The organism is Bacillus sp. BS98, assembly GCF_008432245.1.
Taxonomy (GTDB): domain Bacteria; phylum Bacillota; class Bacilli; order Bacillales; family Bacillaceae_G; genus Bacillus_A; species Bacillus_A toyonensis.
Map to the genome: position 1 here is coordinate 620,149 of NZ_CP043830.1, position 14,424 is coordinate 634,572.

General features: G+C 34.0%; 13 protein-coding genes. 7 read left to right on the forward strand and 6 right to left on the reverse strand.

All coding sequences use genetic code 11. The features are described from left to right. Positions 1–61: 61 nt before the first annotated feature. Positions 62–580, forward strand: coding sequence for an RNase A-like domain-containing lipoprotein (locus tag F0362_RS03165; RefSeq protein WP_142336052.1), 519 nt, complete (start codon positions 62–64; stop codon positions 578–580). 15 nt (positions 581–595) lie between these two features. Then, complete coding sequence (locus tag F0362_RS03170; RefSeq protein ID WP_000288801.1) at positions 596–868, forward strand: hypothetical protein; 273 nt, start codon at positions 596–598, stop codon at positions 866–868. A 54-nt stretch (positions 869–922) separates the two neighbouring features. Here the strand turns inward: F0362_RS03170 and F0362_RS03175 are convergent, their stop codons facing one another. The 3 genes from F0362_RS03175 to F0362_RS03185 all read right to left on the reverse strand — a co-directional run bounded on the left by F0362_RS03175 (position 923) and on the right by F0362_RS03185 (position 4,945). After that, positions 923–2,185 (reverse strand): VanW family protein, encoded by a 1,263-nt coding sequence (locus tag F0362_RS03175; RefSeq protein ID WP_149889645.1) that lies wholly within the window; start codon positions 2,183–2,185, stop codon positions 923–925. A 234-nt stretch (positions 2,186–2,419) separates the two neighbouring features. Next, positions 2,420–3,436 carry an LCP family protein gene (locus F0362_RS03180; RefSeq protein ID WP_002105716.1) on the reverse strand — a complete coding sequence of 339 codons (1,017 nt, stop codon included), beginning with the start codon at positions 3,434–3,436 and terminating at the stop codon, positions 2,420–2,422. 330 nt (positions 3,437–3,766) lie between these two features. Next, on the reverse strand, positions 3,767–4,945 hold the full coding sequence (locus F0362_RS03185) for a NupC/NupG family nucleoside CNT transporter (protein ID WP_000668851.1): 1,179 nt from the start codon (positions 4,943–4,945) through the stop codon (positions 3,767–3,769). A gap of 91 nt (positions 4,946–5,036) precedes the next feature. On the opposite strand from F0362_RS03185, the gene F0362_RS03190 reads away from it, so the two are divergent. From F0362_RS03190 to aspA, 3 genes are all read left to right on the forward strand, one after another. After that, entirely contained in the window at positions 5,037–5,423 is a 387-nt protein-coding gene (locus F0362_RS03190) for an SMU1112c/YaeR family gloxylase I-like metalloprotein (RefSeq protein WP_001017661.1), read from the forward strand. 108 nt (positions 5,424–5,531) lie between these two features. After that, positions 5,532–6,830, forward strand: a complete 1,299-nt coding sequence (locus tag F0362_RS03195; protein ID WP_000353290.1) for a hemolysin family protein — start codon at positions 5,532–5,534, stop codon at positions 6,828–6,830. Positions 6,831–7,004: 174 nt separating this feature from the next. Continuing rightward, positions 7,005–8,438 (forward strand): aspartate ammonia-lyase, encoded by a 1,434-nt coding sequence (gene aspA, locus F0362_RS03200; RefSeq protein ID WP_000562163.1) that lies wholly within the window; start codon positions 7,005–7,007, stop codon positions 8,436–8,438. A gap of 40 nt (positions 8,439–8,478) precedes the next feature. Here the strand turns inward: aspA and F0362_RS03205 are convergent, their stop codons facing one another. Then, positions 8,479–10,098, reverse strand: a complete 1,620-nt coding sequence (locus F0362_RS03205) for an L-lactate permease (RefSeq protein WP_000109129.1) — start codon at positions 10,096–10,098, stop codon at positions 8,479–8,481. 810 nt (positions 10,099–10,908) lie between these two features. On the opposite strand from F0362_RS03205, the gene F0362_RS03210 reads away from it, so the two are divergent. Both F0362_RS03210 and F0362_RS03215 read left to right on the forward strand, forming a co-directional pair. Then, a complete protein-coding gene (locus F0362_RS03210; protein ID WP_000081428.1) occupies positions 10,909–11,196 on the forward strand; it encodes an ArsR/SmtB family transcription factor in 288 nt (95 codons plus the stop codon). A 191-nt stretch (positions 11,197–11,387) separates the two neighbouring features. After that, positions 11,388–11,567, forward strand: coding sequence for an acid-soluble spore protein H (locus tag F0362_RS03215; protein ID WP_000383122.1), 180 nt, complete (start codon positions 11,388–11,390; stop codon positions 11,565–11,567). A 37-nt stretch (positions 11,568–11,604) separates the two neighbouring features. On the opposite strand, the gene F0362_RS03220 is transcribed toward F0362_RS03215, so the two are convergent. Both F0362_RS03220 and F0362_RS03225 read right to left on the reverse strand, forming a co-directional pair. Continuing rightward, a complete protein-coding gene (locus F0362_RS03220; protein ID WP_000338301.1) occupies positions 11,605–12,954 on the reverse strand; it encodes a peptide MFS transporter in 1,350 nt (449 codons plus the stop codon). A 380-nt stretch (positions 12,955–13,334) separates the two neighbouring features. Continuing rightward, positions 13,335–14,303, reverse strand: coding sequence for an ABC transporter substrate-binding protein (locus tag F0362_RS03225; RefSeq protein WP_001010250.1), 969 nt, complete (start codon positions 14,301–14,303; stop codon positions 13,335–13,337). Between the last annotated feature and the right edge of the window lie 121 nt (positions 14,304–14,424).

Genomic DNA, 14,424 nt, shown 5'->3' on the forward strand with positions numbered 1-14,424 from the left:
TTTTCGTTGTGAAATTGACTTTTAGTGAAGTTACGATAATAATCATGGAAGAGGTGATATGATGAAACGAATAAGTAGTCTTTTCTTCAGTAGTTTACTGGCATTGATGCTGATCTTAAGTGGATGTGCAGGAAAAGAACAAAAAACTGAGAAACAAACAGGGAATCAAGGTACGTCAGTAGAAAAAATTAGTGATAATATTTTAGATGAAATGGAAGGGCCGCCTAAAAATGGTCATACGATTGAAAGGCATGTAGGTAAATCAGAAGAGGATTTGAAGAATCGTTTGAAGACAGATAAAGTATCAGCGGCAAGTACATATTATGATAAAGAAACAGCGACGAAAGCTGTAAAAGATAGTTTGAAGCAACATGATAAAGAAATTCAAGATTGGTTAAAAAATTCTAAAGAGGCTCGTCTCGTATTAAATACAACTCATTCATTCCCGGTCGGGAAAACGGTAATAAAGAAAAATATGAATATAAAAGATAAGTTAGTAAAAACTGTTACTGTTTTAGCGAGAGATAAGTCAGGAGATTTAGGATATAAGATTATTACTTCTTATCCATCTGACAAATAAGAAGGGGGAGTACATATGTATACGACATTACAATACTTTCTTAAATCATACTGTACGTTAAGTATTCATGAGGATGAAATAGTAAGCGTGATGGCAGAGTTTATAGAGCAAGAAGATGAAGAAATTGTTTTGAAATTACGCGATGAATTAGTATATATGAAGAACAAGAACGCGTGGGAAGAAGCGTGCGTACTGGCTGCGAAGCAAGGGAATCGTATATGGTCTTTAGAAGAAACGAAGGATCATCTTGAAACTTTTTTACTATTACTGCAAAAGAAAAAGGCGTGAGTAGATCACGCCTTTTTCTTTATGTTTTTTGAAATTTGTCCGTTTGATAGTATCTCATTGTTTTGGGGCACTTTTATATACGCTTTTTGAAATTTGTCCATTTGATAGTACTTCGCCGTTTTGTGTTACTTTTTTATACGTAACCGCTGTTATTTTATCATTAGTTCTACTAATTACTTGAGAAGAAACTTCAACATTTTTACCAGTATTTGTACCGAAAATGCGTGTAGTAATACTCCCTCCATTTGAAAATGCTTGAATATAAATATGATTACCTGTATTGTTTTTAAATTTTAAATCCGGACCATAGTCTGCCACTGCTGCATCTTGCCCAAGTGGTAAATAATTTACGGGCATAGAATGATTACTTCGAGAAACAATTCCTAAATCTGCCCTTAAAGCTGCGCTATATAAAGTACTACTGACTTGGCAAACGCCTCCGCCTGCACTTTGTATAACTTTACCTTGTGAATATACTGCGGCAGATTTATAACCATGTGCAGCATCAGTTACACCAACACGGCCATTAAAACTAAACGTTTCATCAGGTGCTACAATAACTCCACTTAAAGTATTAGCTGATTTATTTACGTTAAAGGATTGATTACCATTACGGCCAGCCATTGGAGTAGAGTACTCAGCAATGACTTCTTTAATTCCCATTTTCTGTATATCTTCTGTAGAACGTTCTGGTTTTATTAATGTAACCGGTAATGTAACATCTGATTTACCAGTAGTAATAGCTTCGTTTGTTAAATCGCGTAGTTTGCCTTTATCAATTTTTTCTCCGTTTTGACTTTGGCTAACATTTACAGTAGAGCCTTCAATACTTAATTCTGCATTAACAGGATTTTTTAATGTTTCATTATATTTATCTTTTATAAAGGTTTCATAAGCTGTTGTATTTAATTGTGGTGTTAATTTATAGTCACGTTTTAATTCATCGTTTTCAGCTTGCTTCCGCATTTTGTAACGACTCATTACGTTTCCTTCTTGTTCTTTAAAGATTTTGTTTACAATATCTTTCTCTTTATAATTTACACCTAAATCTTTCCATATGTAAGTTTGTTTATCATCTTGGAATATGTAGGTAAGAGATTTTTGATCTAATTCATTTATTTTTTGATTAATAATTGCTTGAATATCTGCTTTATTTTTTCCAGCAAGAGAAATACCTTCAAACTTAGTATTTGGTAATGCGGTGTTATTTAATTGATTATTTAATTTGGATACATATTGATATCCACCAATACCGCCTACACAAAGTAATATGCCCCCTGCAATTGCAGAACCGATCAGTATTTTACTTAGCTTCATTTATTTCCCCCCAGAAATTTGTGTATAAATATATGTATTACATTTTTTGTATAAAAATGATGAAAATAACAGTATGTAAGTTCTAGTATACTATTATTTCCACTGCGTGTGTAATGTTTTTATAAAAAATGTTACACTGTTGTAATAATTGTCTCTTTTTGTCACAATATGCATGAAAAATTTGTTGAAAATTATAATAAAAAGGCTGTCTAGAAAAATCTAGCAGCCTTTTTATTATAATTTTTTATGCTCATTTTTATTCGTAACACCGAGATGTTCTTGAAGTGTTGTCGATATATTATTGACGCTTTTTTCGTTTGGAACGTAATAATAAATACCATCTATATATTTATCTGTACCTTCCACTTGAAATTTGTCCATTTTTAAACTTGAATCCATTGAATTTTTTGCAATTGTCATCATATCATCAAAAGTTAAATTTGTTTTTAAATCATTATCGACAGCATCTAGTAGGCCACCGATTTTATTAATGGAATTAAGAGATAGTGCTTTTTCGGCAATAGCTTCTAAAACAAGTTGTTGTCGTTGACCACGCATATAATCGCTATCGATGTGACGAGTTCTAGCTAGTGCAAGTGCCTCTTCTCCGTTTAAATGTTGACGTCCTTTTTTAAGATGAATTGCATTTGCTTCGTCTTTACTATTTTGTTCTGTAAACTCAACAGGAACATCGACAGTAATACCGCCAAGGGAATCAACGATTTTGATAAAGGATTTAAAGTTAAATTTTACGTAGTAGTCAACAGGAACGTCTAAAAAGTTCTCTACTGTATCAATCGTGCTGTCTACACCGCCGAATACGTGTGCATGTGTAATTTTATCGTATTTATCACGTGACTTAATGTAGACGCGTGAGTCACGTGGAATGCTTACAAGTTTAACGGATTTATCGTTTTTATTAATTGTTGCAAGTAATAGCGCATCCGTACGAGTTGCTTTTCCATAATTTTTTTCTCTAATATCACTTTCATCAACACCCATAATAAGTACGGAAATGTTATCAGTCATAGGTTTAACTGCTTTTTCACGTTTGTTGGATTTATCTCCTCGACCTAGTTCAGAATAAGCGTTATTTAAAATGGATTTTGCTTTACTGTATATATGGAAGGAGTAACCTCCTGCTCCAAGTGCTACAATTAGTAATGGAATAAGAAGGAACCAAAGTAGGCGTTTTTTCTTTGAGCGTCCTTTTTTGGCTCGCATATTGTTGTTTGTGTCGGATTTCATCATTTTTTCTCCTTTAAAACTATCAAAGTGTATACATCTAGGTGTATTAAAACACATAAAAAATATTTTACGCTAAATAAAAGCGATTGTACATGTATAAAAAATAGATGTCTTGATTATTTATCCCGCATTAACGGGCAGTAAAACTCCCACCTCAAAGTCCAGCGAATGCAAGGAAGTTAGGTGGGAGTTAACTGCCCGTAAAAGCCCGATTGGTGAAGGCTAATACTCAGAGGGGGATAGTCCCCTCTGAGTAAAGTTTCACTTTATAAGACACCTATTCGTTATTGTATACAAAAGATAGGGATAAGAAAATGATAAAATTTTACCTAATTACAACATAATACTTACGATAATTGCAGATAAAATACTAACGAGAGTAGCTCCATATAGTAATTTAAGCCCAAACCTTGCCACAACATTTCCTTGGTCTTCGTTTAACCCTTTTACTGCACCGGAAATAATTCCAATAGAAGAAAAGTTGGCAAAAGAAACGAGGAAAACAGAAATGATACCAACTGTACGGGGAGAAAGGCTATTGGAAATTTTACTAAGATCCATCATTGCTACAAATTCATTCGTTACAAGCTTCGTTGCCATAATGCTACCAGCTGCGACAATTTCAGAACTTGGTACACCGATAAGAAATGCAATAGGTGCAAATACGTAGCCGATTAATTGCTGAAAAGTGATGCCGAATATAATGAGGAATAGGTCATTAATGCAGCTAATCAATGCTACGAATCCGATGAGCATGGCGCCAACGACAATGGCTACTCGGAAACCATCAAGAATATATTCGCCAAGCATTTCAAAGAAACTTTGCTTTTCACCTTTTATTTCCAAAATATCTTCTTCATCTTTAACGTCGTAAGGGTTAATGATGAGTATGATAATAAAACCGCTAAATAAATTGAGAACGAGTGCGGTTACTACATATTTAGGTTCAATCATCGTCATATAGGCACCTACGATAGACATAGATACTGTTGACATGGCTGATGCACAAAGTGTATAAAGACGGTGTTTTGGAATTTGTGCTAATTGCTTTTTTACCGTAATAAACACTTCTGATTGGCCGACAATAGCGGAAGCGATGGCATTGTAAGATTCTAATTTCCCAAGACCATTTATCTTGCTAAGAAAGAAACCAATCCAATGAATAAAAAATGGTAGTATTTTGAAATGTTGTAATATACCAATTAAGACGGAAATAAAGACAATCGGTAATAATACAGTAAGGAAAAATGACATCTCACCTTTATTTGCAAGACCGCCAAACACAAAGTTTATACCATCAGCAGCATACTCGAGTAGCTTTGTGAAAAGGCTGGAAATGAACCGAATAAGTATGAGACCAATTTCTGTATTTAATAATAAATAGGTTAAAATTAACTGTATAATAAGCATGATGAAAATAGGTTTGAATTTAATGTGTTTCTTATTATTGCTAGCAATATAAGCAAGGAAGAAAACGACGATAAGTCCGACAAAAAAAGTGATAAATTTCATAGTAAGCCCCCTAAAAGAGATGTTCTGCTATATATGTTTTTCATTTCAAGGGAGAATATGCATCTTTGGTAAAGAAAGGAATAGAGAAATCATGAATATATGTAAAGTGCATCACGTTGCAATTATTTGTTCGAATTATGAAGTGTCAAAAAATTTTTATACTAGAATATTAGGTTTTAAAGTGATAAATGAAGTATATAGAAAGGAACGCGATTCTTATAAGTTGGATTTATGTGTAGGAGAAGAGTATCAAATAGAATTATTTTCATTTCCAAGTCCGCCTGAGCGCCCAAGTTTTCCAGAAGCAGCTGGACTTAGACATTTAGCATTTGCAGTTATAAATATAGAAGAAGCTGTGACGCATTTAAATCAATGTGGTGTTGAGACGGAATCGATACGTATTGATGAAATAACGGGGAAGAAATTCGTCTTTTTCCAAGATCCTGACGGTTTACCTTTAGAATTGTATGAGGTTTGAAAATTGGTGAATTTTATATAGGGTTGCTTTCTAATAATTGAAGAAACTAAAGTGAAACTTCTTTTTAAAAGGAGGTGTAACTTTAGCTAAGAAAGCTAAAGGACATATGTGGATATTTTAAAATTATTGATGGTAGCCATTCTTATTGCATTAACAGCTTTTTTTGTGGCTGTTGAGTTTGCAATTATTAAGGTGCGTAGCAGTCGCATTGATCAACTCGTTACTGAAAAACGACGAGGTGCATTGGCTGCTAAAAAAGTAACTGCAAATTTAGATGAGTATTTATCAGCATGTCAGTTAGGTATTACGATTACTGCGTTAGGGCTCGGGTGGTTAGGAGAGCCAACTATAAAACATTTACTCGAGCCATTGTTCTTAAAATTACAATTATCTCCTGCCATTGCTAGTACAATTTCATTTATTATTGCCTTTGCAGTGATTACATTTTTACATGTTGTTATTGGGGAACTTGCCCCAAAAACATTAGCTATACAAAGGTCAGAGCAAGTTAGCTTATTATTATCAAAGCCACTAATTTATTTTTACCGAGTTATGTATCCGTTTATTTGGGCTTTAAATGGTTCAGCAAGGCTTGTAACAGGTTTATTTGGGTTACATCCAGCTTCTGAACATGAAGTAGCTCATTCAGAAGAAGAATTAAGGTTAATCTTATCGGAGAGTTATGAGAGCGGAGAGATTAATCAAAGGGAATTTAAATACGTAAATAATATTTTTGAATTCGATAATAGAGTAGCAAAGGAAATTATGGTACCTCGTACGGAAGTTGTAGGATTATATGAGGACGAGCCGTTTGAAACACATATTACAGTAATTGCGCAAGAAAAATATACGAGATATCCTGTATTTGGTGAAGATAAAGATGAGATTATCGGAATGGTTAATGTAAAAGATTTATTTATTCGTTATATGGATGGTAATCGAGAGGAAGAGTGCTCGATTACACCATATACAAGGCCAGTTATTGAAGTATTAGAAAATATCCCAATTCATGATTTGCTATTACAAATGCAAAGAAGACGAATTCCGTTAGCTGTATTATATGATGAATATGGTGGTACAGCAGGCATTGTCACGCTAGAAGATATTTTAGAAGAAATTGTTGGAGAAATTCGAGATGAATACGATGAAGATGAACACCCGCCTATTGAACACATAAGCGAAGGATGTAAAATTGTAGAGGGAAAAGTGCTTATTAGTGAAGTAAATGATTTATTTGGCATACATTTGGTTGCTGATGATGTAGATACAATTGGTGGTTGGATCATGGTACAAAAACAAGTCGTTGCTGAAGGGGATGTTATTGAGAAACATGGCTTTTATTTTAAAGTCCTTGAAAAGGATATGCATCAAATTAAACGAGTGGAGATAAAGAAAGTAGAAGAATGATTTTCTATAAACTTTAATAAAAAGGATATATAGAAAATTAAATGTTTGCGCTTTCAAAAGAGGTGCTATATAGTGAAGGTGGATACTGAAAAATTCTTCTGAATAATACTCGTATTTTGAGATGGCGGATTTTTCAGATAAGGATTTAGAATGAAAAAAGTATAGGTGATGCAAATGATAGCAACGAAGGATATACGTATAGAAAAAGATTTTTTAGGTGAAAAGGAAGTACCAAGTGTAGCTTATTATGGTGTACAAACATTACGTGCCGTAGAAAACTTTCCAATTACAGGATATCGCATTCATCCGTCACTCATTACGGCAATGGCAATTGTGAAAAAGGCGGCGGCACTTGCGAATATGGATACCGGTTATTTAGCTAAAGATATTGGGCAAGAAATTGCGGAAGCAGCACAAGAAATTGTTGATGGAAAGTTCCATGATCAATTTATTGTGGATCCAATTCAAGGCGGTGCTGGAACTTCCATTAATATGAATACAAATGAAGTAATTGCGAATAGAGCATTAGAACGTATGGGATACGAAAAAGGTGAGTATGCGAAAATTAGCCCAAACACGCATGTGAACATGGCTCAGTCAACAAATGATGCGTTTCCAACGGGAATTCATATTGCAACTCTTATGATGTTAGAAGAGCTTCTTATTACAATGGAAGAACTTCATGCTGCTTTCCGTACAAAGGCAAAAGAGTTCGATCACGTCATTAAAATGGGACGTACACATTTACAAGATGCAGTGCCAATTCGCCTTGGACAAGAATTTGAAGCGTATAGCCGCGTGCTTGCGCGTGATATAAAAAGAATTAAACAGTCTCGTCAACATTTATATGAAGTGAATATGGGGGCGACAGCTGTTGGTACGGGATTAAATGCAAATCCTACGTACATTGAACATGTGGTAAAACATTTACGAACATTTAGCGGATTCCCACTTGTCGGCGCAGAGCATTTAGTTGATGCAACGCAAAACACAGACGCATACACAGAAGTATCTGCAGCATTAAAAGTATGTATGATGAATATGTCTAAAATTGCAAACGATCTTCGTATTATGGCGTCTGGGCCACGTGTCGGATTAGCAGAGATTCAATTGCCTGCACGCCAACCAGGTTCATCTATTATGCCAGGTAAAGTAAATCCAGTTATGGCAGAAGTAATTAATCAAGTTGCTTTCCAAGTAATTGGTAATGATCATACAATTTGCTTGGCTTCAGAAGCAGGACAATTAGAATTAAACGTAATGGAGCCTGTGCTTGTATTTAATTTAATTCAATCTATTAGTATTATGAATAACGGATTCCGTGTATTCCGAGAATACTGTATTAAAGGAATTACAGCAAATGAAGAATTGCTGAAGCAATATGTTGAGAAAAGTGTTGGAATTATTACAGCAGTTAACCCGCACATTGGTTATGAAGCAGCATCTCGCATTGCTCGCGAAGCGATTGAAACAGGGAAATCTGTTAGGGAGTTATGCTTAGAACATGGTGTACTGACAGAAGAAGAATTGGATATTATTTTAGATCCATTCGAAATGACGCATCCTGAAATTGCTGGTGCTTCTTTATTAAAGAATAAGAAGATGTAATGTGAAAAAACACCGATCTATTTGGATCGGTGTTTTATTTTTAAAAGATATTAAATACAGCATTTAATTGAAGTAAGCTAATAATAGCTAAGAAGATTAAACTATATTTCATCACTGTTTTAAATAGAGCAGATTCTTTACCAACTAGTCCAACTGCCGCACAAGCAACTGCTATGGATTGTGGTGAAACCATTTTTGCTATTGTGCCACCAACTACGTTTAATGAAACGAGAGTAGATGGGACGATGTTTAATTGATCGGCAGTTACTGCTTGAAGTGGTGCGAATAGTGAACCACTAGATACTACTGAACCAGTAATGAATACGCCAATCCATCCTAAGATTGGAGAAAGAATAGGGAATACATTTCCAGTAGAAGAGAATGCAAGTCCAAGTGTAGATGACATACCAGAGTAGTTCTCTACGTAAGCTAAAGCGATAACGCTACAAATTGTATATACTGGAACCTTTAATTCTTTTATTGTTTCAATCATTAATTCTTTAATCATTTTGCCGTTTACACGGTAAACGATAAGTGAAACGATAATTGCTAATACAATCGCAGTAGTTGTAGAAGAGAATACATCTAGTTTGAAAATCGCTGCGAAAGGTATATCAGCTTTTGTGATTGGTGCAGTTTTTATAACTTGATTATGAAGACCAGGGAATTGAATGTTAAATACTAAGTTTGCTAATGGACCATCCGGAGCAAATAAAGCTTTAATTGGTTTTAAATTAAAGATTGTTACAAATGCAGTTAAGAATACGAATGGAGACCAAGCATATAAAATTTGATTGAATGTATGAGATTCTTTTTCTTCTTGTTTTTCTTCTTTAGCAGAAGATTTTGGTTGCCAAACACGTAAGAATAATGCAAGAGCGACCATACTTATGACTGCTGCGAAAATATTAGTAAGTTCAGCGCCTAAGAAGTAAGTTACAACGAACTGAGTAATTGCGAAAGAAACACCACTTACAAGAATACCTTGCCAAGTTTCTTTAATGCCTTTAAATCCATCTACCATTGAAACAAGTAAGAACGGTAAAACAATGCTAATGAATGGCAAAATGTAAACTGCTTGACGACCGACAGTTAATGCATCTATTCCAGTTAATTGTGCAGGTACTGTAACTGGAATACCCATAGCCCCCATAGCACCACCAGCGATATTAGCTACTAAGCAAATGCCCGCTGCTTTTAATGGATTAAAGCCCATACCTACAAGTAATGCAGCTGTAATAGCAACCGGAACACCGAAACCAGCTGCGCCTTCTAAGAAAGCGCCGAAAGAATAAGCGATTAATAATACTTGTAAACGTTGATCATTTGTAATACTTGAAATGCTATCACGAATGACATTGAATTGTTCTGTTTTAACAGTTAATTTGTAAAGGAAGATAGCTGCGATAACGATAGTACAAATTGGATAAAATCCAGATAAAACACCAAATCCGGCAGATGCTACTGCTGCAGTTGTAGGCATTTTATAAACAAATATAGCAAGAATAATAGCAACAATTACACTGTAAAGCCCAGCCATGTAACCTTTCATTTTGAATCCCACTAAACAAATAATGAAGCAAAAAATTGGAAGTGCTGCGATTAGTGCAGATAACCAAATGTTGTTTAATGGGTCATAAATTTGTGTCCAAGTACTCATAATAATGACAACTCCTATCTATTATATGTGAAGAAATTCACATTATTTGTGAAACAATTCACAATCAACTTACATGCTTAGTATATTCTCCTTCAACACTATTGTCAACGTAAAAAAGTATAATTATTCCATAATAGTGTTAAAAGAAAGCTTTGTTCATAAAGTAGACAAAAAGCGCACTTAAATGTATTTGAGTGCGCTTTTTAAAGTGAAACTTTATTCAGTGAGTATTTTGTTCATATGTCATTGTCCCAATAGGTGTATAGTAGATGCCGTCTTTTGTATCGAATATAAAGTTTGATATATTGCACTTATCTGTCCTGTTTGATCTAGTTGGGGAAGGAGTGGTTTATTTCATTATGAGGTTTTGAATAACATTCCAGCCAAATGTAATATGAATAAAAAATAAGAAGCAAATTCTTAATACTAGAGCATCTCTTTTTACTGAAAATTCCTTTTAGTGTAACAAAGAGGTTAAGTATACTCCAACTACTTTACGGAAGTTTATCAATTATAGACGGTATTTTACAATATCATTACTTTGCGTTTCAATGAGGTGAAAATATAACAAAAAGCCTGATAAAACAACGTTTGCAAGCAAAGTATTTGTAGCCCTTTGTTTTGCTTTTTCGTTATATCATATAGTATAATATTCAAAATCAGTAAGGATTTTTTCCTGAATTCTATGCTGATAAAGGTGGAAAAAATTTTCAGCGTTATAGGTTGATAAAGTTATGTCGTAACAGGAAATATAAGAACAGATATATAAATAAATAAAAAGAAAATAAAAACGAAAATGAGGGGAACTTTATGAGCCAAAATCAATTCGAATGTCGTATTTCAGAAGAAGATGTACAAATGTTAAGAGCGTTAGCGCATCCGTTGCGTCTACGCCTAGTAATGGAACTAATGCAACGTGGAACGTGTAATGTAACACAACTACAGGAAGTATTAGAAATTCCGCAATCAACGGTTTCACAACATTTAACGAAGTTAAAGCAAAATAAGGTAGTGCGCTTTGAGAGACGAGGATTAGAAGTGTATTATCAAATCCATAATGATAAAGTAAGTGCAGTAGTAAAAACATTATTTTCTTAAAATTTGAATATTATGGAAAAAGACGTGTGGAATATACGTCTTTTTTTATTTGTCAGAAAGGTAGCGAGAGAGTAAATATTAACAAGTGAGGAAGAAATGACTATCAATCAACATGCTGCCTTACGGAATATATTCTAAAAGGAAAAGAAAAAATAGAAAGGAGTGTAGTAAGCAAAAGGAGGGATAGTAGTATGGATGTGCAACGTGTGAAACAAATCTTATCTTCTTCAAGTAAAATTGACGTTACATATGAGGGCGTACCAGTATGGATTGAGAGCTGTGATGAGCAGAAGGGGAGTGCCCAAGTGTATGACGTATCTAATCCTGGTGAGAGCGTTCATGTGGACGTGACGGCTTTAGAGGAGAAATAATAAAAAAGACGCTTCTAATTTTAGAAGCGTCTTTTTGTTATTCCATCATATGTGCAATTTTCTTAGAGAACATAAGAAGTACTAATCCTAGTACGATTACGATAACACCGATGCTTGCAAATACTTCTAAATATCCTAAAGATTGAGTGAAAGCAGCTAATTGTCCTGCTAATAAGTTTGCAAAGCCAGTACCAGCTAACCATACACCCATTAATAATGATGCTAATTTAACAGGAGCGATTGCACTTACCATAGATAATCCAATTGGTGATAAGAATAGTTCACCGATTGTGTGGAACATGTAAGTGAATACAATGAATAGTAAGTTTGCTTTCATTGTAATGTTACCTTCATCGCTACCAGTTTTTAGAACAGCTAAAGTTAAAACTAAGTACCCGACTCCTAGTAAAATCATACCAAAAGCCATTTTTGTAGGGATTTTTAAATCACCATTTTTTGTTTTTGAAAGTTTAATCCATAATGCAGAAACTGGTAATGCTAATAAGATAATGAATAATGGGTTTACAGATTGGAACCAAGGTGTTGGAATTGTAAATCCACCAATTGTACGATCTACGAACTTATCTGTGTAAAGTGTTAAAGAACTACCAGCTTGTTCAAATCCTGCCCAGAAGAATACAACGAAACAAGTTAAAATTAAAATTGCAACAGTACGTTTTTTCTCTTGTGGTGTTAAAGGTTTTTTCTCAACAGCTTTTGCATTGTGTTCTTTAGATTTTTTCCCCACAACTGTTGTTCCAGCTGATCCTAAGTAACGAGGTGCTAATAAGTTAAATGCAATCTGCCCAATAATCATACCGATACAAGCTGTTAAGAAACCGTATCTGTAATCTGCGAAGTAACCGCAAATGAATGGAGCGATAAGAGCTCCTAAGTTGATTCCCATGTAGAAGATAGTGAAGGCACTATCACGACGAGAATCGTTGTCGCTATATAATTGACCTAATAAAGTCGAAATATTTGGTTTGAAGAATCCGTTACCGATAACTAATAATCCTAATCCTAAAAATAGTCCAGTTTTCGTATTCATTGAAAATAGTACGAAGTTACCAATCGCCATAATGATACCGCCAATAGTAATGGCGTGTCGTTTCGTAATGAAATGGTCAGTTAACCAGCCACCAATAATAGGTGTGAAATATACAAGCATTGTGAAAATACCGTAAATTTGAACTGCAACTGCTTTATCAAAGCCTAAACCGCCGCTTACTAAGCTCGTTGTTAAATAAAGAACTAATAAGCCACGCATTCCGTAATAACTAAATCTTTCCCATGCTTCTGTAAAGAACAACAAGTATAACCCTGGTGGATGTTTTTTTGGTGATTGTTGCTCTCCAGCTTTGTCTAATTTTAAAGCTGCATCCATTTTTGTTTCCCCCTAATCCTGTATAACGGATATTTATGTAATCATTTTAATTTACAAAATATTTAGAAGTCAATAGAATTATATGGAAATAGAAAGAAAATTTCTGAAAAAGTTCTATTTTCTTCAACCGTTATTGTATTTTGCCCTGAAAACTCGATAATAAGCGTTTTCAAATGTAGTAATTGAATTCTAAACGAATTTAAAATAGTGATTAATCAGAAAATTTAGATTAAAATATTTATTCTGATATAGAGAAAATATATTCTATTTACTTTTATAATATAACATATTGGGAATAAAAATACAAAATGAAATAATGTGACACTTCAGTGAAATGAAAAAACCAGCTCCATAAAAGAGGGGAGCTGGTTAGAATAAATTTATTTAACGAAGCGTTTTTCAATGTCGTCTAGTAGCAAGTTAGCAGCCATTACACCGCCAGCTGTATTCCAAATAACATCGTCAACTTTGTATGCTTTTCCGTTCTTTACTGCATTTAAGTTTTTAAATAGAGGATCGTTTATATATTCTTTTTCTAGTTCAGAACCTTTTTTCTCATTGCCTTTATCGAATGTGAAGTAGAATAATACATCGCCATCCATTGCCGAAATACGTTCTTTAGATACGTTACGCTCTGCAAAATCATCTTTATTTTGATCACCAGGACGTTTAAATCCAAGTTCTTTTAAAATAACACCAGAGAATGTATCACCGTGATAAATACGAACATCACCAGGCATAAAGCGTACCATAGAAATTTCTTGATTTACTTTATCACCAAGTTTGCCTTTTAAATCTTTCATACGTGTTTCGTAATCAGCTAAAACCTTTTGGCCTTCTTTTTCTTTATTTAATGCTTTTGCATAAAATTTGAAGTTATCTTTCCATTCACCACGTAATGTTTCTGAGAACACAGTAGGTGCAATTGCTTTTAGTTGTTCGTACACTTTTTCGTGGCGCATTTTGTTACCAATAATTAAGTCTGGTTTTAAAGAAGCAATTGTTTCAACGTTAACTTGTCCTTCATCACCAACAACTTTTACATCTTTCATTTTATCCTTAATATGTGGATACCATGGGTCACCAGTCCAAGACTTTACAGCACCAACTGGTTTCACACCTAATTCAAGTAAAGCTTCAGTTCCTTCATTTGTTAAGATAACTACACGTTTTGGATTAGCGGGAACTTCTGTTTTACCCATTGCATGTTCTACAGTAACCACTTCTTTTTTATTATCTTCTTTTGTAGATTCTTCTTTGTTATTTGATTTTCCACAAGCACTTAAAAGCATTGAAAATGCTAGTAAAAATACAAATAATGTAAACGATTTCTTCCGCATGAAATTCATTATGTACCCCCTACATGTTGAGAATATTTTTCAATAGCAAGCATGATATTAAGCCTTTATCTTTTGATTGTCAATACATATGGATGAAAATAATTCTCATTTCCGTTGACAATGAGAATTA